Genomic DNA, 20690 nt, shown 5'->3' with positions numbered 1-20690 from the left:
TCACTGCTTATACTTCCAAATAGTATTTGCACTTTTTAAGGTGAAGGTTCAGTGCATTGGTTACCGGGAATATGTCCGCGCTCAGGATACTGAGAATCTCATCTGGCTTTGCGTCAGCAGAATATGTGAATTTAAGGACAAACGAATTATCAATAACCTCAAACCGGCTTCCGCAAGGTAACCTGTGCTGGTTACTAATTGACGCTTTTGCTAATGAAGGAGAGAACTTTTTATTGCCTTCGCCCACTATATCGTTAATCAAAACCAGGTAAGCGCTGTTGGTTTTGCCGAGAACTAAATCTCCGCTGAAACCTTTCTTGAGGTTCAGATCGCGTACTTTGTAGTATTTATGTTCGTCGCTGGTTTCTGCAGTGAAAAACTGGATCAACGGCTCACCGGTAATACCGAGAGACATTTGGAGATCGTTACTCTCAGGTTTTTCCTCAACATGCTGAGGCAAGGAAGCAGGCACAAAACCTGACAGGCGATTGTAGATTTCAGCAGCGATATCTCTGAGGCTGTTTACCGCATCCGGGCCGGGGCGCAGACGATCCTGGTGGTCCAGACGGCTGTAGCCATAGCGGAAAATCGCCAGTTTCTGAGCCAGCTCTGTAACCAGTTTGCCGGTTTCCAGCGTTGTATCCTGCTTTATTGCGCGAAGGGCATTCTCGTCAGGATTCAACAGCAGCAGTAAAAATGCTTTTTCAACCAGGTATTCGTCGTCGCTGAAATCCGGGGTGTCTGTTACGCCCGACTCAAGTGATGCAAAGGCCGATGCTATATAGTTACCAGACTCCGGGTGAAGCTGCGAAAGCTCAGTGATAATATCTGCTGCATTCCAGCCGGCCTCCTTATCATACTTTATACACAGGCTAATCAGGTCGCAGAGTAAGTCTGTATTGCCATACCGGCTGAAATACACATCTGCGAGTGCTTCCAGAGGGTTAATGGAGGAGCCGGTCAGTTGCAATGAAAATTTTTCCGCAGAACCTTTTAACGCAGCGTGAAACAGAAAACCTCGTACTGCATCTGTCTGACGGAGGATTTCGCCGGGCTTCGTGTCCGCTGGTTCATCAGGTTCAGTTTCGCCCTGCTGCCAGTCTTCCGGTAAAACCCCGAAAGTAAACTCGCCAAAGTCATAATTAGATAGAGGCGTGGCTGTGAGCTTGTTTATGACAGCTTCGCTGGTCGCAAAAATTTTCTCTGCCAGCGAGATGGGCAGAGCGGCGTTTTCTACCGCCGGCGCTGACAACTGTATAACCAGCAGCGACCCGGTCAGCCTGACTTTCTTTAGCTGCTGCTCCGAAAAACAGGTCTGCCCATTTTCGCTGACAAACAGGTCTGGCGTTAGCAGGTCGTAAACCAGCGATACCCTTTTAAAGGCTTTGCTGGGCATAATGATAAATGTGGGTGTTTGCATTAACTATTCCCGGCTGGATATTAATTCGAGCAACTCCGGCTCACTCACCGGCAGATATTTCATCGCGCCTGCATCAGACTTTGCAGGGGTCTCTGACATCATGATCAGTTCATTTCTTGCCCGCGAACACATTACATACATGTTCATTTTAAAGGTGTCTGAATCTGTATCTTCTGCCTCATAATCCTGTAAGCAGGGAAGAAATACAACATCAAATTCAAGACCTTTGCAGCTCTGCCGGTTAAGAACGGTTACAACCCCCTGCCTATCAAATATGAGACTGTCACTTGTACTGCGGTCATTACTGTCATAAGTCTGGACGGTATAATTTGTTAGCATTCCGGTCAGTAAACTGAAGAACTGCTCTCTGAGTTTATTGTCAGGTAATACAACGCCGACTTCATGATTTCCACGGAGTCTGAGATAGCGGGCGATGTATTCAACCTGCTGCTGCACGTTTGCGTCACATACCAGTCTCGGTTTGTTTCCCTTTTTATCGGGTAAATCCGGTGTTCCGGATGGTAAGCCAGTATAAAACTTGCGTGCCAGCAGAGCGATTGGCCGGGTATTCCTGAAATTCCGGCTTAATGTAAACTTTCTGTCTTCGCCGATATTCAGCAAATCAGCAATCTGCGTTGTGGTTGAATTCTCTTCGCCCAGCCGCTGGTTATCATCAGCAAGTACCGTAATGGCAGAGTCACTTTCAGAAACGCGTGACGCGTATTTAAGAAATTTGTAGGTGTCATTGCAGAAGTCCTGCCCCTCATCAATGATCAGGTGTCCCCAGCCTTTCTGTTTTTCCGGCTCTGCATCGGTGTACAGGTCGATGAGCCTGTCCCAGTCAGGCTTAAACTTTCGTATTTCCGGCGCATCATACGTAGCCTTATTTACTCTGGTTATCGGGGTTCCGTCCCTTGGACCTGGTAACCACGGCGCAAAGACTTCGGGCGCCCTGTTTATTACTGCCTGAGTTGCAGTCCATGAACGCGCATTATTATCCCATCTTGCTCCTTTCTCTTTCACCTCTAATCGCCTTTCAAAGGGAGTCGTCAGATAGATGAGCTCCGCGCTTTCTTCATCCTGGTTTTCAATCCGCAGATTTCCCCACCAGTTATAGAACCACGAATGGAATGTGCTGCAGCTCACATTCCGCGAGTCAGCCCCTACATTCTGGGCAAACCGCTTCAGCACCCGGTTGTACATAATAACGTCAACTTTTTTATTTTCCTTTGCGAGCAGCATGGCTCTCAGGAATGCGATAACGGTTTTTCCTGTGCCCGGCGGGCCGGTAACCAGTACGCGACCATCCAGCGGAGCGTCTTCGAAAATGTCCTGCTGTTCATCGCTCATATCGCGGGCATTCGGCATTCTCATTTAACGTCCTCCTGAGTTGCGGCGACCGGGCTGAGAAGTCCTTCCAGTCCCTCATCGTTGCCGGTGAGCAGTGCTCTGTCCAGCAACAGGTTGTTGTATTCACAGCCTGTCTCCGAAATCAGTGAACAGGAATGACAGGCCGCTTTGTTCATTTCCATCACGCCCTGGGTTTCTGCCTCAGAACATACCGGATCGTTGGAACACCATTGCGCGGTTTCAACAGCTGATTCAATAGCTGCATAAAGACGATGATATTCGCCCTGCTGAACCAGGCCTCCCAGACTGCCCTCAGAGTCGCCGTCTGCGGTGTAGATCATGATGCCCGCCTGATCTTCGTCAAACGCATAAATACGTTCGCGCAGAGAGCTGGCAGAGTAGCCGCTTTCAAAAGTGAGCTGACGAATAAAAATGTGCGCAAAAGTATGCAGAGCTATAAATTTAGCTGACGGCTCAGGCAGATAAAGGCTGTTCAGCGATGCATGCTTGGCCTTTATATTTTCCAGTCTCGCAGTGAGCTGACCGTGGTTGCGGTCTTCCCAGTCGCTGATTTGCGTACTGCTGAACTCGATGAAAATGCCTTCCCCGAATACTTCAGTGGCAGGCAACCATTTCCTCTCATCTCTGGTAGTCGTTGCGGCAATAATATTACCGTCCGGCTTTATCCGTTCAAAACCACAGAAAGCACGTACTTCCCTGAGTTTATCAATCAGTACAACTCGCTTTATTAATTTTCGTAGTTCTGATGGTGAACCGGAAGGTTGTTGCTGCACCCGTGCCTTAAAAAGAGGCCACGAAAAAGATGCCGGGTCCGCAGAGGTCAGGATCTGACATTCAGCCTTTCTGATATCTTCATCCCTGGGTATTTTAAATTCCCTTTTTTCGGTGTTTTTCCCGCGGATAGCCTTGAGTACGGATTCCTTATCAGTGCCCAGTGTTTCGGCGATTTCTGAAGCAATGACTTCTGCCCGCTTCGCTTTATTTCTTCTTTCTGCCTCAATCAAATCCTCGTATTCACTATTCTGCTTTATTTTTTCAATAAGCGGATCTGTCTCAGAACTGGAACTGACCGGAATATCAAGCGCAGATTTGATAATGCCGTAATAGAGGTTGCTGGCGCCTCTCTGTAACACCCGAAGCGTTTCATTGCAGGGAGTGAAAGTTTCCCTGTATTCGTAAGGTTGCTTGCCAAGGCAGGAGCCGGGCAGGCTGCCAGGCGCCATGATGGAACCGAGAGACTGTGAACTGCCACAGCCGGGATTTCTGCAGGTTACTTTAAGGGCATCCAGGCCACTGCCTTCACCGGATTTGCTTTCAAAATAAAGTTGCGCACGGGAGTCACTGCCTTCCGTACATGTGCCGCCGGATTTTTTATGTGCCCATTTGTCCCACGGGATATCCTGAAGGTGACCGTGGTTACAGGCAGCAACAAAACGCATTGGTACCAGCGTTCTGTCTTTACAGGCAGAGTTCTTACAAACGGGAACGCCGTCAGCATTAACTGCTTGATCACTTGTTTTGCGGTATTCCAGCTTTCGGCAGCGTGAGCAGAAAAGCCAGGCAGGGAAGCGCGAAGCCCACAGCCCGTCGTGTGAATCCCTGAAGACCGGAGGGGCTTTTTTAAGATGAAACACACCGGTGGCCTCTGTAAGCCTTTTTAGTTCAATCCGCTCCAGCTTAGAGGGCCACTGATCCGTTCCGTTCATGATAAGCGACTCTTCACCAATATCCACAATGGCGCCCGGGCCGAAAGGGCTGATTAACTGTGATGTCCGGAAGGTACGACGGTTTCCGCTCATCTCTTTTCTCCTTTAACCTTAATTAATGTCTCACTATCCACGTTGCGCATGGAGTTCAGTGTGGCCCAGCCTTTTTCGTCACTTTTATCATCAAAGCTCTTTATCAGCGGCATGAACTGCTTACCTGCTTTCCGGCTTTCATAGCGGTTAATATCGCCCGATTCGGCTTTGCCGTGCCATTCATCAATTAGATTGTCCAGAAACAGAAAGATATCCTTCTGCTCTTTCCCGGTAAGGCCTTCCATTGCGTTTTGCATCCTTTCTTTAAGTGCACCGGTTACCCGTTTTATGTCCTCGTTATCCTTGCGGAAGTGCTTTGCGCTTCCGCTATCACGAAGGCCTGCCGTAGCCCGGATGGCAATGATGAGAGCAGCGTGCAGCGCCCGTTCCATTGCCGGCTCGGTCCACGGTGTCACGCTGGTGGCCTCCACATGCCGGTAAAGCGCCTGATGGTAGCTTCTGAATGTCTCGTAGTGAGAAATGTCCCGCGGCTTGTTTGGTGAATACAGCGTGACCACAAGGCCGGGAGGATATTTGCTGCTCCGGCCAACACGGCTGGATGCCTGAATATACTCAGCTGAGGACTTGGGTTGCCCGACCACGATCATCGTATTAAGCCGGCTGATGTCCACACCAACAGAAATCATGTTGGTGCAGGGCAGTGTGTCGACGGCTTCACCCGAACGCTGCGGTTTAGCAAGATTCTTAAGAAGCTCGGGAATTTTGGGCCCTTTTACGTTTGCACTCAGTTCCTCGACACGCGTAATGTCACGCGCATCCTGTTCGTCTGTTGCTATAACCTTAATCCTTGCAGGAATGTCATCCCGCGCCAGGGTCATGGTTTTCCCCAGTTCCCGGCGGCTGTTGTGATAAACCGGTAGCGTCCAGTAACTGTCAAGTACAGCGCCCTGCATGCCCAGTGAAACGGGGGCCTGCAGAATTGCTGCTGCAGACTGCACCATGGATGTCTGACCGGTATGCCCCGATGGCATTACGCCCAGATACATCCGGCCCGGCCGCGATGTATCAGACTTTGAAAAGAATGAATCATCATCCTCAATGCCGATCGGCGGGAATATATTCACTTTTCTGCCAAACAGCCGGTTTACCTGGTAGGGGGCATTTCTGATGGTTGCTGTTGCTGCCAGTATTTTGGGCCGCTTACCGGCCATACTGATGGCTGTATCGATGCCCGATTCATACACTGACGCAATGGTGCCCAGTGGCCCGGATATCAGATGCAGCTCGTCCTGAATGATCAGCGTCGGTGGTAACGTGTGTTCGGGGGCAATCAGATTGTGGGCTTCTGCAATCCAGGCGAGTTGTGCAAACTTGTCAGTGGTTGCGATCAGCAGCGTTGGTGGCTGGCTGTAAAGCTGTTCATCGATAACCGAAACGGGCAGAGATTCGTGAAAGTCACAGCCTTTGTCCGGACAGTAGAATTCAAATGAGGTCGACGTTGAATGAATACCATAATCTTCGTTGTTATCTGAGAAGTACTGGGGGATTACAGGCTTGCTGCACCACGGACAGCTTCTGAGTTGAAACGGGTTGTCGGGGTCATTCTCATTCCGCAGCGTTTCAAACTGCTGAACAGCAGCCTTATATTTATTAGGAGAAGTGTTGCTGCCTGCCCAGAACCCCAGGGTAATCTGTTCTTCGCCAAGACGTTCCGGATCCTCTTTTCTGAGTGATTCCAGCGCACAAATCAGTGTGCCGGCGCGTTCAAACTGCTGTGATGTAAGCAGTCTCAGAGTATACCGTTTGATGACGGCTGTACCGCCACCTCTGGTGCCGTGCAGTATACGGCGGGAAATAATTTCCCAGGCTGCCACTGCAAGATAGGCTTCTGTTTTTCCACCACCAGTGGGGAACCACAGCAGATCTGCTTCATCGTGTGATTCAGGGAGTTCCCCGTTTTCATCCGGGATCATCGATTCCAGTACTATCAGCTGATAAGCCAGCTGAAACGGCCTCCACCGGTATTTATCCTTAAACTGTGCAGTGCAGTAATCGGGAGCTATAAATAACCCGTCTGCGTCTCTGGATGCTGAGGTGATCTTTTCATCTGAATGAATCATCTGCATAAGCATGGCACGGTTGGCCATTCTGAATGCAAACATGGCATTCTTGTTCCGGCTCAGTTTCTCAATGCCACTGAACAGTCTTTCTGACGCCTTTTTCAGCCGCGAAAAAATATTCGCTCGTGCGGTGGCATGCTGTTCCGGAAGGATCCTGTGTTCCAGTTCCTCAATCCAGTAACTGTAGCCATTAGCCAGCGTTTCCAGCGAAGTAATAACATCTTCATCAGAACTGTAAGTGGGAAAAGCAAGTTTGTGCAGATTCAGTACATCTGCGGATATTTCCCATTTCTCAAGATCCTCATCACTGAAGTCTGCAGTAAGCGGCTGAATTTCGTAGGCTGGCAGGTGCTCGGAAAACAGAGTCTCAGGGGAGGCATTGCCCTGCGAAATCCAGTTTGCAGAAACACCGTGACCCACAGCCCATGTCACACGGTTTCTGTAGATAAGGGAGAGCTCAGCATGCTCTTCGTCATTCCTGAATCTGGCAGAATCTGGATACTTGAGAACAGCGCCTTCCACGACGGATACTTTAATACCGGCTTGGAAAAGGCAATATCCCACTTCCAGCTTTTCTGTTCCAGTATGACGGTTTGTTAGTGCAATAGTGACGATAAAATCATCGCCGCTTTTGCGTTTTTTAAGAATAAGTGCGGCGTTATTATCCCAGATTTTTTTTTCGACTTTACCGTATTCATTCAAAATATAAGTCTGGCAAAAGCTGAGAGGTTTTCTGCGCCATTCGCTTGCCTGTCCAGCAGTATATTTGCCGGCACTCAGCTCTATTTTGAGCGAAGTACCTTTTTTCACTGCGAATGAAAGCGCCATTGATGAAGGTTTGAAATCTGATTTGAGTGCATCCTCATCACTTTGTGAATCCTGCTCGTCATCAGTAATTTTTGTCGCTGCTACGGGGTAGAGTATTCCTGATAAATAGCGTTTTTGTGGCGAATCTTTGAGAAGTTCTGTCTCTGAACTATATGGGCCTGTAAGTTGCTTTCGGATAAAAGATAAAAGCTCGTTTCTTTGCGCATTGAAGTACGCTGTGTCCATTTGCACTCGTCCCTGATAATTATACTGCTAATATTTTATTATACTAAAGTCTAACGCGTAACCTAGTTTTTTTAATATGTCACTCATATTTAAAAAAATTCGCTGTCTGCTAAGAGTGTATTTCTTTCTATGTATTTATAAAAATAATCATCACCATCTTCAAACATTTGAATCCTTATCAACTCTATATCGCTGCTCTCTAGCTTGTCCCACAAAACAGCATCAAAGGCTAGTTTGTCTAAATCCTTGGCGTGGTACATAAAGCTTTTGCGCTCGAATTTTTCGAATGGGTTCTGAAGAATGCTTTTAGTTAGCCGACTTTTGTCATTTAAAAACTCTTCATTATTCAGAGGGCTGTTTGGTTTTTCAGCTTTTCCGTATTTTGTCAGTAAGTCTTTATAAAATGACTGGTAATCATCTCTTAGCAATGTAAGTGATACTTCGCCAGTTTTATCTGCGTGCTTAAGCATCAATAGCAAAAAGATGATTTTGAATGAAAACGTATAATCTCGTTGCTCCAAAAACTCGAAAAAATCATCCCTTCTCGTGGCTTCGCTACGAAGCTTCAGGTTTTTTTCTTCGCGTATCTCGTGAACTCTACTTTGTTTGTAATAGTTAAGCATTTTATTGCCAAACGGTAATTGCTTGTCAGGAACTACACTTAGGTTTTTTACCCATTTTTTTACTGTGCCCGTGGAAACAAATAGTTCTCTTGCAAGTTGTTCATCATTTACATAATCACCGAATTCATCCTCGAAATTAAATAGTTTAATAGGTCTTAGAATTCTTTCGGATTCATAAAGGTGATCTAGAACAATCTCTTCACCTACAGGTGCTGCGTTAGGGTTGAATACATCAGCGAAAGGCCTGTAATCAGTTAAATTGAATATACTGTGCAAACTCCACGGTTGAAGCGCAGGTCCATATCTATCAACCACATCAACTACGTAAAGCGCTTCTTTGCCTAGGTAGTTCCTTGTGCCTCTTCCTAACTGTTGCATGTAAAGCACTTTGGACATTGTTGGTCTTGCCATTACGACAATTGAAGTGTTAGGCGCGTCCCACCCCTCATTTAATAAATCACATGCACATAAAAACCGTAGTTTTCCATCCTTATATTTTTTAAGGCCTTCGCGGCTGTTTGCTGATACTGCTTCTGCACTAATCATGTGTTTATTTAGCAGTGCAGCAAGTCTATTAGCGTGTTTTACGTCTACGCAAAATATTACACCTTGAAGTGACGATAGAGATTGGTGGGTAGTGGTGTCTTCTTGGCTAAAGTATTTAGAAATAACATCAACGATCAGCTGATCTCGAGAAGGAATAATGACGTTTTTATTTAGGTCGCTTTTTACGAATTCTTTCCCATTGAATCGTACTTGTGAAAAATCAATATTACTCTCTAATCGAAAAGCCCGTATAGGTGGTAAGAGGCTTTGTTTTATCGCCTCTTCTAGGGTCATATTTATTTGGTATCTACCAAATATTTCAGCTAAATCTTTCTGGTCTAGCCGTTTGTCGGTTGCTGTGCAACCAAGTAGGGTTTTGGGCTTGAAGTGTTCTAAAACCCTTTTAAGACCTTGTGCTGGTGCATGGTGTGCCTCGTCCACCACAATATAGTCAAAGTAATCTGATGAAAGAGAAAAGAAGCTTCGTTGTATGGCTTGTGTTGTTTGTACAATTACATCTGCTTTGGTATCGGTTATATCCGAAGATACTACTAGGGAAGAGTTGCGCTCCAAAAAACGTGATTTTGTTTGGTCGCGAAGGTCTTTGAAAGGTACTATGACCAATGCACGTTTAGCCCGTCCCAACTTCCGCTGCCTTTGGTGGTCTGCAATAAATACTTCTGTCTTGCCTGTACCAGTAGGAAGTATCAGTAAGAAAGTATCCTTTCCCGCTTCCCTATTATTTTGTATGTCAGACAGTGCGTCTTCTTGATATTTGAAAAGTGAAAAACAGATATGACGAAACTGACTTGCTGAGGGTTTTTCGCAGAACGTTTCTGGCGCTCCAAAATACAGGTGAATTTGATCAGCAAACTTTTTTTCGTCTGCCATTCCCGCATTTGACCAACGATACACTTTTATACCGTCTTTCACTAACGAGTTCTGTTTTAGCAGTTGTGAAAGATAACGCTTCCTATCAATAACCAAAGGGTGATGAAAAGCTTCCCCATTTAGTTCAATTGCAATCTCACCGCTTTGCGTCTTTAGCATGTAGTCTACATAGCGGCTTTTACCCAGTAGATCGATATATTGATATTCACGCTCCAAAGCATAAAGATATTTAGAGCCGTAAACCTGCTCGAATAGACTTTCGAAATTGTATTCAGGCTTCGTTGGATCTATTTCGTTTATGTGCCTGTCAGTACCGTAATGTTGAAAGTCATATTCCTCGTTTGTTTCACCTAAAACAGCATCAACGAGCCACTTATTGTCCGGTTCTTGATCATCAATGAATCTGTAAAGCTTGGTAAATTTATGCATAAGCATATTTTGCCAACCCGTATATTCATGATATCGATATTGAGGCCTGTCATTGCCATAAAACTGCGTATCGAGAATAACTCCAGTCTGTTGCTCGGCGTCACTATATAGGTATGAGGTGTATTGTGAGTCGATGAGTTGAAATCCCTTTCGCTCTAACAATTTTGATAAGCTCATCCATTTAAATCCGTTGTTATGACACTTTTCACTGACACTATCTTTTCACCACTTCTACCGTAACCCACTTGACATCATCACGCTTCAAACCATCTTGGCTCGGAACAGGGTTTAAATTGCGTGCAGTTAGTCCGTTGCTTTGCGCTAAAGTCGCCAATTCTTCATAGCTAACAGGGTGCATAGGCCTAGCCTCATCATTTGGGCCGAATCGTAGACTTATATACATGATTCCATTTTCTGAAAGTAAATCAGCTAAACGGTTTAACGCGAGTGGCCTTTCAGATTCTGGTAAATGCATCCAAACAGCAGAAAGCAGTATTAGGTCGTATGTTTTTGGCGCTTGGGGGAGGGTGGTAAGCGCAGGTAAGCTGGCGTTACACCATGTAACACTGTTATGTGAATTGGCTTGTGCTAGGTTTCTTAGCTCATTTGCAGGCTCTACAGCTATTACTTTCCATCCTTTTTCGGCTAACCAATTTGCATCGCGGCCACTGCCAGCGCCTACGTCTAACGCAAAGCCTACTTCAGCTTGCTGTAAAGATGCTTTCCAATCAGTGTGCACACTTTCAGCATCAACCGAATTGTATAAGTCGAAGTAATGCTGCGCTTTTTCACTGTAATGCTTAATGGTGTTTTTTGTACTGCTAGACAAAATGTCGATGCCTCCCTGATCTGAGGTACAGATTATCGCATTCCCACAAACGCAGCTACCTTTACCATTTTGTGAAATCTCTTTTTAGAAACTTAAATAGCAATAATTATCATTTGAATTAGCTTTAATTTATCTTATACTCCCCCGCCGTAAAGTTCTTAACCCTTCATAAACAAATAACAGAGAAAACCATGAAACTAAGCAGTTTATTTGCACTAACGCCTATCGCGTTTGCTTTGTCGGTAAATGCGCAAACAACTCAAAGCGATACAGTAGAAGTTAAAGAAGCAGACGTAGAAAAAATTCGTATTGTAGGTGTTCGCCAAAACCGTGTTAGCCGCGGTGCAACTGGCTTAACCATGGAAATCAGTGAAACGCCTCAGTCTATCAGTATTCTTTCTGAAGACCTTATGCAGTCGTTCGGTGCGTTCAACATTAATGACGCACTAAAGCTAGCACCAGGTATTAACGTAGAAGAGTGGGAAACTAACCGTACTAACTACACCGCACGTGGTTTTGAAATTAAAAACACCCAAATTGATGGTGTAGGCCTGCCTAACGACTGGGGTATTGTTACCGGTTCGGTTGAAGCTTACGGTTACGAAGAAATTGAAGTTATTCGTGGTGCGAACGGCCTGCTTACTGGTGTAGGTAACGCGTCAGGCACCATCAACTATGTGCGCAAGCGTCCTACTAACGAAGAAGGCGGCGAAGTGGGTGCAAGCATTGGCTCTTACAACTTCAAGCGTGTTCAAGGCGACTACTCTATGCTGCTTACAGAAGACGGCAGCTGGGCGGCGCGTGTAGTAGGTAGCTTTGAAGATAAAGAGTCTCACCTAGATGGTTTAGAAAACGATCGCGGCTTTGTATACGGCGTTATTGACGGTCAGCTAACGGATAACGCAACGATAACCTTCGGTTTGTCATACCAAGATGCCAATACCGACGGTAACACGTGGGGCGGGCTAGTATTCAACTATACCGACGGCACGCAAGCTGAGTGGGATATTAATGACACCACTACGCAAGAATGGACCAAGTGGGATACTGAAACCACTAACGCCTTTGTTGAACTAGACTATGAGTTCGACAACGACTGGCAATTGCTACTTAGCTATAACTTCCGTGGTTACGAAGATGAAAGTAAGCTGTTTTATGCTTACGGTGCCATTGATAAAGAGACTGGCCTAGGCTTAGTTGGCTGGCCAGGTCGTTACGATTCTGAAATTGACTCTCACCTGTTAGAAGGCCGTGTATTCGGTGATTTCGAGCTGTTTGGTCGCAGCCATGAAGTTAACTTTGGTGTAAGTCACGCTACTAGCGACGACGTGTCTTTTGTTCATGCGTTTGACTACGCTACTACTCCTGCATACGGCCCAACACCAGCATTCCCGTACGGCTTAGATGCGATTGCTGAGCCAGAGTGGTTAGGTGTGTCTGAGTACTCAAATATTGAGCAAACACTAACGCGTTACTTCGGCTCTGCTCGATTCAGCGTAACAGACGCAATGCACATCATCGCTGGTTTTAACGCGATCGACTTCGAGCGTACTGGCCAAAACGCGGGCGCGGTTATCGATAACTCAGAAAGCGAAGCCAGCCCTTATGTTGGTGCGACTTACGCGGTAACAGAAGATGTTAATGCGTATGTGAGCTACTCTGACGTGTACCAGCCACAAGAACAGTATGACGTAAACGGCCAATACCTTGACCCAACTAAGGGTAAGAACTTTGAAGCGGGCTTCAAGGCGCAGTGGTTCGACGACAGACTACTAACAACTTTCGCTTACTTCACCGCTGAACAAGATAACTTGGCAGCATATGCAGGTACTAACCCTGAAACTCTTCAGTACTACTACAAAGGCGTATCGGTAGAGTCTGATGGTTTTGAGTTTGAGCTAGCGGGTCAGTTAACTGATGATCTACGCATTAACGCGTCTTACACCAACATTGATGTAGAAGACGAGCAAGGTAACGACGCTAACCTATGGGCACCACGTGATGTAGTGACGTTCCAACTAGGTTACACCGTACCGCAAGCGCCAGAAATTGAAGTAGGTTTTGGCGGTAGATGGCAGTCTGAAGTCAGCAACGTAGACTACAATGTAAAGCAGGGCGCTTACTTCTTAGGCAACGTTTATGCTTCACATGCGTTTACAGAAGATTTCACCGTTCGCATGAACATCAACAATATCTTCGACAAGAAGTACATTAACAGTCTACATACGGTTGGTTACTACGGTGCGGGAATCAACGCTCAGTTGAGTGCATCATATACGTTCTAATATGAACCAAAACATGAATAATTAAAATGCGGCTTAGGCCGCATTTTTTGTTTGTGATTCATCACTAATGGAACAGTTTGCTTAGACTCTTAATTTAAATTTTTATTAATTGATTAAAATTAGACCAGTTGCTATTGTTTTAAAACGTTCAGAAGATGGAGTTTCAAATGAATAAACACTTAAACAAAGTGTTCCCAAATGCCGTTAAGTTGTCAGTACTAACGTTAGGTGTTTTTCTTGGCGGCCACCTCGCCGCACAGACCGATAAACAAAGCTACGAAACAATCGACGTAGTAGGTGAGAAAACTTCTCCCCAACTGAAGCGTGCATTCGACAAGCAGCGTTTCGAGTTCCTAGAGTTGTATAACAGCATTAATGAGGTCGCAAAGTTCGACGTAATCTGTAAATACCACAAGCCAATTGGAAGCCAAATTGCACGTAAAAGTTGCGAACCGCGTTATGTGAAAGACTTTCGTTCAATGATGATGCAAGTCTCGTCTACTGGCCCGGGAATTGATTTTAACCGCTTACCCAGCGATGACCATATTCGCTTTCTTACTAACGACACGAGAGAAGATGCATTCGAGCATGTTGCAGCGTTGATTGCCACCCATCCAGAACTATTTGATAGCTTTACTAAACTAGACGCTATTCACCAGCGCATTGAGCAGCGTAAAGAAGAAGTTTACGAAGATTAATTCATGAAAATCACAGGAATTAAAATGAACCGTATTCTTAAAAAACATTTCGCACTAAGCGCTGCTTTAGCGCTTTTTTCACTAACCAGTGGCCACGCAATGGCCCAGTTAGATAAGCAGAAAGTAGAGCGAATTGATGTTGTGGGGCAGAAAACAACGCCTCAACTCGTAACAGCTTTTGAGCAAGAGCGCTTTGCTTTTTTGGAGCTCTACAACGAAATTAATAACGTTGCTAAGTTTGACATGATATGTCATCGCAGTAAGCCCACCGGTAGCCAAATTGTGCGTAAGCATTGCGAGCCTAGGTATTTGAAGTCTTACAGGGCTATGATGATACAAAAAGCCAGCAATACGTCGACAAGCGATAATACGTACATCAACTTTGGTCTATTACCTCATGATGACGACATTAAATTTCTTACCAAAAATACTCGTGAAGAAAATCACGACCATGTTGCAGCATTAATCGCAACACACCCAGAGCTATGGGAAAGCTTCAAAAAGCTTGATGCTATTCACCGTAAAATAAAGCAGCGGGAAGAAGGCAACTAGCGCTGTTTGGTGCAGCTGTTTAACCTATAAAAAATGCGGCTTAATGAAGCCGCATTTTTTGTATTAATTATAACTACTGATATTTCTTAAGCTCTAGTCGTGACACCATGCCTTTATGCACTTCGTCAGGGCCATCAGCTAACCGAAGGGCTCTTGCACCAGCGGCAAATCGCGCCAGTGGGAAGTCGCTACACATACCCGCACCGCCGTGAATTTGTAGTGCCATATCCACCACGCTTTGTAGCATATTCGGCACCACCACTTTAATGGCTGAGATTTCGGTCATAGCGTGCTTTACGCCTAAGTTATCAATTTTCCAAGCGGCGTGGAGCGTGAGCAAACGCGCTTGCTCAATAGCCATGCGAGCATCGGCTACGCGTTCTAAGTTGCCACCTAAGCGTATGATTGGTTTACCAAACGCAACCCGTTCGTGACCACGTTTAAGTGCAAGCTCTAGCGCTTTTTCTGCCATGCCGATAGCGCGCATGCAGTGGTGAATACGGCCTGGGCCCAAACGCCCTTGTGCAATAGCAAAGCCTTTGCCTAAACCCATAATTAGGTTGTCTTTGCTCACGCGCACATTATCGAAATGCATTTCCCCGTGGCCGTAAGGCGCATCGTAATCGCCGTAGGCATCTAGCATGCGCTTAATGGTAATTCCAGGCGTATCAAGCGGCACTACGACCATACTGTGGCGACTGTGCTTGTCGTTATCAGGGTTAGATAAACCCATGAATATAGTTATAGCAGCATTAGGATGGCCTAACCCTGTCGACCACCACTTTTTACCATTAATGACTACGTCATCGCCATCTTCAATAATGGTGGCGGCCATATTGGTGGCGTCAGACGATGCAACATCAGGCTCTGTCATACCAAACACTGAGCGTATTTCACCTGCAAGCAATGGTTTAAGCCATTTCTCTTTTTGGGCGTCGCTGCCGAAGTGATACAGCACTTCCATATTGCCGGTATCAGGCGCATTACAGTTAAAAATCTCTGGTGCAAAGAGGTATTTTCCCATGCGCTCTGCCATAGGCGCATATTCAAGCGTGGTAAGGCCCTGGCCTAGCTCGGCATCGGGTAAAAACAGGTTGGCTAATCCTGCTTCACGCGCTTTAGCTTTAAGCGCTTCAGTACCAGGGTGCAGCTTCCAGCTTTTCCAGTCGCCGTGATTATTCTCTTTGTGGTGAAAGTCGTAAACTTCATCTTCAATTGGCGCTAAATGCTCGGCTATAAAATTATCGAGCTTCTCTAGTAAGGCTTTGGTTTTGTCGTTATGTGAAAAATCCATAGGGCACCTTTTTACATTCATTGAAATTGTACTAATTAAATATAGAGAGTATTTGCTTCGCATCTCGCACTTGGGTCGCCGCAAGTTAAAATGTAGGGACTGTCTCTAAAGCGTGCGATAACTGTTTGTTAAACGCATAGTAGAGAAAGTTGTTAAGTGAATAAAATGAAATATAATCCTTAAATGGTGTGAATTTCATTCATGGTTGTGGCAATGTTCGAAAACAGACAATTCGAGAAATTGGATCTAAACCTGCTCAAGGTTTTTGAAGCGCTTTGGCAGCATAGGAATATGACCCGCGTAGCTGAAGCGCTTCACATTACGCCATCGGCCGTTAGCCATGCCATGCGCAGGTTTAGGGATATTTTGGGCGACCCACTTTTTGTTAAAGAAAAACAAAGCATGTTGCCTACTGCAGCCTGCGAACGGTTAGCGCCCGCTATTCTAAAAGCCTTAAGCGATATTCGAAAAGCATTGGGGGAGTTTGCCGACTTCGACCCGTTACACAGCCATCAGCGCTTTGTTATTGCCATGCAAGAGTCTCTTGAATTAGGCGTTTTACCTGTTCTGCTTTCAACCCTTGAAAAACAAGCACCTAATATTGAAATAGTAAGCACTCGCTTACATCGAGATGCAATGCTGGCAGACTTAACAAATAGAAACCTCCACCTCGTTATTGATATTGGTCGCGCTGTTGCTGCGCCCATCTCTCACTCACTATTGCGCCGCGACACCTACAAGGTGCTTATGAATAAGCAAAACCCGTTGGCACAAAATATAGATAAGAAAAAGTATGTGGCGGCACGCCATATAACGGTGTCGAACCGGGCAAAAGGGGCGTCGGTAGAAGAAATTGCGCTGCAGCAACTAGGTATAAGCCGTCCTTCATTATGGCGTTGCCAAAACTATCGCGCCGCGGCAGATGTGGTGGCTAGCACTAACGCTTTGTTAACTTTGCCAGGCTCTGTGGCTGATGCGGTAAGCGATGATAACTTGATTAGCACCAAACTGCCGTATCAGCTTCCCGCGTTGGAAACACACCTTTACTGGCATAGCCAGCAGGAAGGCGAGCCCGGGCTAATGTGGTTACGCAATTTAATGCTACACTTGTTCGCTGAATCTGGTCTTACCAGATAGGTTCTGATAGGATTCAGCGCTATAGGCATTATCACGCAGACCACACTTTGCCAACGATTAGCGGGGTTTAGTGCTAGCGTACATGAGGTATGTCAGATACCGCGGTTGGCGCGTGTTTTGGTGAAAAGGAAGCAGTAATGAATATTCACACACTTGCAGGCTACATACAGCATATTTATCTTGTTGAAGACAGCAAGGGGTTGCTATTGCTTGATGGCTGTAGCCGCGCCGATGTAGACAACGTGTGTCGATACATTACGCAAACCTTAGGTCGTCCGTTAAGTGACTTAAAGCTGATTGTGGTTACACACATGCACCCAGATCACGCCGGAGGCGCCATTAAACTACGTGAACGTGCTGGTGCGCAGGTGGCATCTCATCCCAAAGCCATCAATTGGTATGCTGGGTTTGCTGGGCGTACTGCTCACGGCATAGATTTGTTGCTAACCTGGTGGGTGGCCAATCTTATTGGCAAGCCAAGAATGCCTATTTGGTACAACCCAATACTAGCGCCAGATATGACGCTTGCCGACAATCAGTTACTGCCCGGTTTTCCTGACTGGCAGGTTATGTACACGCCGGGCCATACCGACCACGATTTAACGCTAATGCACATTCCCACGCAGCAGGCTTACATTGCCGATGTATTGGTACAGGTGAAAGGTGAACTAGTACCGCCATATCCGTTATGTCACCCAAACCAATACCGCGAAAGCTTAAAGAAGCTGGCCCAGTCACATATTGATACATTCTTTTGTGCTCACGTTCCGCCCACCAAAAAGTCGGATATCGATTTTGAACACGTTATTGAAAACGCGCCGCGCAAACCTAAGAATCACTGGCATTCCAGTAAAAATCGCATAAAGAAAAAGCTATTCAATAAGACTCGCGAGCATTAGTTTATTAGCTGTCACTAACGTTACTTATTTACGAAGCGGCGTGTTTAGCTGGCACTGCCCTTGCTTTTCCCCCTTAATAACCACATTAATCCTATAGGCATATCTATAATAACGAGAGGGCAATAATGTATAGGCCGCACTCTCTGGATATTATTTTTAAAGGTTTAGGTTTAAGGGAATAGGAACTGCAAAGGCAGAATACAAACAAAATAATGCAAAAAAATATCGCTACGCTTTTTGACAAGACTCGGGCAATGGCGTCGCTAACTGGCGACAAACTTAGCAGTGTGTTTAACAAAGAAACTCACAGATTCACCATTACTGGGCTAAGTCGAAGCGGTAAATCTATGCTGTTCACTAGCCTTATCACTATGCTGAAAAGCCGTAGTGAAGAGGGCTATGCGTGTTTGCCTTTGCTACGTTATTTGCCGCCATCCCAAGTGCTTGATATGCGCATAGAGCCCATTGAAGGCTACAAACCGTTCCCGCATATACAGAACATTGCTGATCTTGAAAACGGCCAATGGCCTAAAGCCACCGAAGAAGCATTCGGTTTTAAGCTGGTGGTGCGTTTAAAAGAAACCGCCTCATTGAAGCGTCATGTATTGCCTCATAGCGATGTGGTGTTTGAGTTTATCGATTACCCTGGAGAATGGGTGACCGACATTCCCATGCTAAGTAAAACCTATGCTCATTGGTCAGACTCTGCGTGGGCTCAGCTTAGCAGTGGGCCGCAGCAGTATTTTGCCAACCAGTGGAAAGCGTTTGTTAATCAGTTTGATTTTGAGCAAGAGCCAACCGAACAGCGTATTCAGCTGCTGGTTAATGCCTATCGCGATTATTTAGTAGAAGCGAAGGCCAACGGCATCTCGCTTCTTCAACCGGGCAGTTTTTTATTGGAATCGAGCGACTTCGATTGGCAGGCCTTTGGTTTTACGCCGCTTCCGTCTAGCATCACCAGCGATGTATCACACCCTTGGTTTAAAATATTCGACAAGCACTTTGCTAAATTCCAAAGTGGGTGGTTAACGCCGCTGAAGCAGTCCATTTTCAAAGAAACCGACAAGCAGATAATTCTTGTCGATTTGTTTGAAGGGCTTAACCACAGCAGACAGCATTTGTATCAGTTAAAAGAAACTCTGAGTCATTTGGCCGACACCTTTGTGTACGGGCAAAGCACGTGGTTTTCACGCAATGTGCTGAAAAAAGAACAAATAGGCAGAGTGGCGTTTGTGGCCACTAAGTCTGATTTAGTGCCTGTAAGTCAGCGCGCTAACTTACTTAATTTACTTACCCAAATTACCGAAGGGGCGAGAGCACGGTTTGACGGTAAACCCATACAATTTGAGCATTTTTTAGTGTCTAGCATGCAAGTAACCGACGAAGGTAGTAATGATGATGCTATTCGTTACAAAGACACTGATGGCCGCTATGTAGAGTCTACGTTCGAACCTATTCCCAGCACTTTGAAAGAGATGGAAGAGGGTAGCCACTTTCCAGTACCTGATGTGAGTGTACCTAGCGATTTTAAGGCGCGTATTTTAGCGGGTAAGGGCGTAGATAGATTGCTTCAGTTTTTACTGGGCAAAGGAGAGTAAGAATGAGCGATAAACCTTATACATTTGACGAAAGCCCAGAACAAACAAGCCAGTCTACGCTTAGAAGCGATGCAATTTACGGCGATGTCGGTGAGGAAGATCAGCATAATGCGGTGACTGGATATGGTAAACCTAATAATGACCATGAAAGGGATGCGGTAACAAAACCACAGTACAAAACCAAAGTTAAAACACAAACCTTAGACATAGCGCAGCCTGAAACCAAACTTCCGCAACAAGTTACCGAGGATGTATGGGAAGTGGATACTAAAAAAGGTGGCCTGTCGTTAGGTGCGGCAACATTAGGATTTGGCGTTGTTTCATTAATTGGCTTTTTTGTTTTTGAAGCTTATACCACCCTTGCGGCAAATGTTTCTGAACACCCCATCGGTACGGGCGTACTGGGCGCATTATTGGTTGGTTTTGTAAGCTGCTTTAGCTTTTTGAGTTTTAAAGAGTGGCGAGGCTACAAGCAAGTAAATACGGCGATGGAAGATGCAAGCGTTATCCGAGATTTGCTGGCTAGTAATGGGACAGAGCCTTCAGCGCAGAAAGAGCCTTCAGCGAAACAAAATCCATCAGCGGGAACAGAAGCATCGCCACAGAAAATTGATCGCGTGCTAAGCCAGCACGGCAAACGCTTTTCGCGGGGGTCTTACGCAGCGCATTGTTTCGACCGTTATAAGCAGCAGCTTCAAGACGAAATGACAGGCCCAGAACGATTAGGCCTGTACGAAGACACGGTACTAAAACCTGTTCAGGAAAAGGCGCACAAGGTGCTGAATAAAGAGTCGGTGACCGCCGGAAGCCTGGCGTTTATAAGCCCAAATAATCTTATTCAAACTTTTGCTGTGGTATGGATTAGCTTTCGTACCATTCGTCGAATGGCCCGCGTGTATGGGCTAAGGCCAAGTACAGCAGGCAACTGGAAGTTGCTTAAAGTGTTGGCGCAAAACATTGCGGCGCAAGGCGTGTTTGACTTAGCTACCGACGAAGTTGCCAATCAAATTGGCGGCAGCTTGTCGGCGAAGTTTATGGAAAATTCTGCTGAAGCGATTGCTGCGGGCGCGCTCAACGCCCGTTTAGGGCGAGCGTTGATCAAGTTACTTAAATAGCGTGTCTTGCCTGCTTGTTAGGCTGCGCTAGTGATTTTGCGCAGCCTAGTTGCACCAGCCGCGCTCTAGC

The 20690-nt window shown here is 45.9% G+C and carries 14 protein-coding genes; 7 read left to right on the top strand and 7 right to left on the bottom strand.

Annotated elements, in window-relative coordinates; genetic code table 11:
* Window positions 1-7: 7 nt before the first annotated feature.
* The 6 genes from AC0J2X_RS13435 to AC0J2X_RS13410 all read right to left on the bottom strand — a co-directional run bounded on the left by AC0J2X_RS13435 (window position 8) and on the right by AC0J2X_RS13410 (window position 11042).
* On the bottom strand, window positions 8-1420 hold the full coding sequence (locus tag AC0J2X_RS13435) for a hypothetical protein (protein ID WP_472996101.1): 1413 nt from the start codon (window positions 1418-1420) through the stop codon (window positions 8-10).
* A 3-nt stretch (window positions 1421-1423) separates the two neighbouring features.
* Entirely contained in the window at window positions 1424-2794 is a 1371-nt protein-coding gene (locus AC0J2X_RS13430; protein WP_472996099.1) for an AAA family ATPase, read from the bottom strand.
* Entirely contained in the window at window positions 2791-4590 is a 1800-nt protein-coding gene (gene drmB / locus AC0J2X_RS13425; protein WP_472996097.1) for a DrmB family protein, read from the bottom strand. Before drmB ends, AC0J2X_RS13430 begins: the two co-directional genes overlap by 4 nt.
* The gene (locus AC0J2X_RS13420) at window positions 4587-7724 is read right to left on the bottom strand and encodes a helicase-related protein (RefSeq protein ID WP_472996096.1); all 3138 of its coding nucleotides are present in this window, start codon (window positions 7722-7724) and stop codon (window positions 4587-4589) included. Before AC0J2X_RS13420 ends, drmB begins: the two co-directional genes overlap by 4 nt.
* A gap of 89 nt (window positions 7725-7813) precedes the next feature.
* On the bottom strand, window positions 7814-10390 hold the full coding sequence (locus AC0J2X_RS13415; RefSeq protein ID WP_472996095.1) for a DEAD/DEAH box helicase: 2577 nt from the start codon (window positions 10388-10390) through the stop codon (window positions 7814-7816).
* Between the two features lie 37 nt (window positions 10391-10427).
* On the bottom strand, window positions 10428-11042 hold the full coding sequence (locus AC0J2X_RS13410; RefSeq protein ID WP_472996094.1) for a class I SAM-dependent methyltransferase: 615 nt from the start codon (window positions 11040-11042) through the stop codon (window positions 10428-10430).
* A 191-nt stretch (window positions 11043-11233) separates the two neighbouring features.
* Between AC0J2X_RS13410 and AC0J2X_RS13405 the strand changes: the two genes are divergently transcribed.
* The 3 genes from AC0J2X_RS13405 (at window position 11234) to AC0J2X_RS13395 (ending at window position 14577) form a co-directional block, all read left to right on the top strand.
* Window positions 11234-13327 (top strand): TonB-dependent siderophore receptor, encoded by a 2094-nt coding sequence (locus AC0J2X_RS13405; RefSeq protein ID WP_472996093.1) that lies wholly within the window; start codon window positions 11234-11236, stop codon window positions 13325-13327.
* Window positions 13328-13494: 167 nt separating this feature from the next.
* The gene (locus AC0J2X_RS13400; RefSeq protein ID WP_039227006.1) at window positions 13495-14025 is read left to right on the top strand and encodes a hypothetical protein; all 531 of its coding nucleotides are present in this window, start codon (window positions 13495-13497) and stop codon (window positions 14023-14025) included.
* Window positions 14026-14049: 24 nt separating this feature from the next.
* Complete coding sequence (locus AC0J2X_RS13395) at window positions 14050-14577, top strand: hypothetical protein (protein WP_278343626.1); 528 nt, start codon at window positions 14050-14052, stop codon at window positions 14575-14577.
* A gap of 73 nt (window positions 14578-14650) precedes the next feature.
* Here the strand turns inward: AC0J2X_RS13395 and AC0J2X_RS13390 are convergent, their stop codons facing one another.
* Window positions 14651-15871: an acyl-CoA dehydrogenase family protein gene (locus AC0J2X_RS13390; RefSeq protein ID WP_187446326.1), complete on the bottom strand. Its 1221-nt coding sequence runs from the start codon at window positions 15869-15871 to the stop codon at window positions 14651-14653.
* 213 nt (window positions 15872-16084) lie between these two features.
* On the opposite strand from AC0J2X_RS13390, the gene AC0J2X_RS13385 reads away from it, so the two are divergent.
* The 4 genes from AC0J2X_RS13385 (at window position 16085) to AC0J2X_RS13370 (ending at window position 20620) form a co-directional block, all read left to right on the top strand.
* Complete coding sequence (locus AC0J2X_RS13385; RefSeq protein WP_472996092.1) at window positions 16085-17008, top strand: LysR family transcriptional regulator; 924 nt, start codon at window positions 16085-16087, stop codon at window positions 17006-17008.
* A 137-nt stretch (window positions 17009-17145) separates the two neighbouring features.
* Window positions 17146-17907: an MBL fold metallo-hydrolase gene (locus AC0J2X_RS13380; protein ID WP_472996091.1), complete on the top strand. Its 762-nt coding sequence runs from the start codon at window positions 17146-17148 to the stop codon at window positions 17905-17907.
* Between the two features lie 212 nt (window positions 17908-18119).
* A complete protein-coding gene (locus AC0J2X_RS13375; RefSeq protein ID WP_075177657.1) occupies window positions 18120-19505 on the top strand; it encodes a YcjX family protein in 1386 nt (461 codons plus the stop codon).
* 2 nt (window positions 19506-19507) lie between these two features.
* On the top strand, window positions 19508-20620 hold the full coding sequence (locus tag AC0J2X_RS13370; protein WP_472996090.1) for a DUF697 domain-containing protein: 1113 nt from the start codon (window positions 19508-19510) through the stop codon (window positions 20618-20620).
* Window positions 20621-20690 lie beyond the last annotated feature (70 nt).

It is taken from the genome of Alteromonas sp. R7 (assembly GCF_055755235.1).
This window is presented reverse-complemented; position numbering and strand designations above follow the sequence as displayed.

Excerpts from the sequence above, each read along its gene's own strand:
- AC0J2X_RS13375 (WP_075177657.1), top strand. The coding sequence starts at position 18,120 with ATGCAAAAAAATATCGCTACGCTTTTTGACAAGACTCGGGCAATGGCG.
- AC0J2X_RS13400 (WP_039227006.1), top strand. The coding sequence starts at position 13,495 with ATGAATAAACACTTAAACAAAGTGTTCCCAAATGCCGTTAAGTTGTCA.
- AC0J2X_RS13420 (WP_472996096.1), bottom strand. The coding sequence starts at position 7,724 with ATGGACACAGCGTACTTCAATGCGCAAAGAAACGAGCTTTTATCTTTT.
- drmB (WP_472996097.1), bottom strand. The coding sequence starts at position 4,590 with ATGAGCGGAAACCGTCGTACCTTCCGGACATCACAGTTAATCAGCCCT.
- AC0J2X_RS13390 (WP_187446326.1), bottom strand. The coding sequence starts at position 15,871 with ATGGATTTTTCACATAACGACAAAACCAAAGCCTTACTAGAGAAGCTC.
- AC0J2X_RS13405 (WP_472996093.1), top strand. The coding sequence starts at position 11,234 with ATGAAACTAAGCAGTTTATTTGCACTAACGCCTATCGCGTTTGCTTTG.
- AC0J2X_RS13430 (WP_472996099.1), bottom strand. The coding sequence starts at position 2,794 with ATGAGAATGCCGAATGCCCGCGATATGAGCGATGAACAGCAGGACATT.
- AC0J2X_RS13415 (WP_472996095.1), bottom strand. The coding sequence starts at position 10,390 with ATGAGCTTATCAAAATTGTTAGAGCGAAAGGGATTTCAACTCATCGAC.
- AC0J2X_RS13385 (WP_472996092.1), top strand. The coding sequence starts at position 16,085 with ATGTTCGAAAACAGACAATTCGAGAAATTGGATCTAAACCTGCTCAAG.
- AC0J2X_RS13435 (WP_472996101.1), bottom strand. The coding sequence starts at position 1,420 with ATGCAAACACCCACATTTATCATTATGCCCAGCAAAGCCTTTAAAAGG.
- AC0J2X_RS13370 (WP_472996090.1), top strand. The coding sequence starts at position 19,508 with ATGAGCGATAAACCTTATACATTTGACGAAAGCCCAGAACAAACAAGC.
- AC0J2X_RS13380 (WP_472996091.1), top strand. The coding sequence starts at position 17,146 with ATGAATATTCACACACTTGCAGGCTACATACAGCATATTTATCTTGTT.
- AC0J2X_RS13395 (WP_278343626.1), top strand. The coding sequence starts at position 14,050 with ATGAACCGTATTCTTAAAAAACATTTCGCACTAAGCGCTGCTTTAGCG.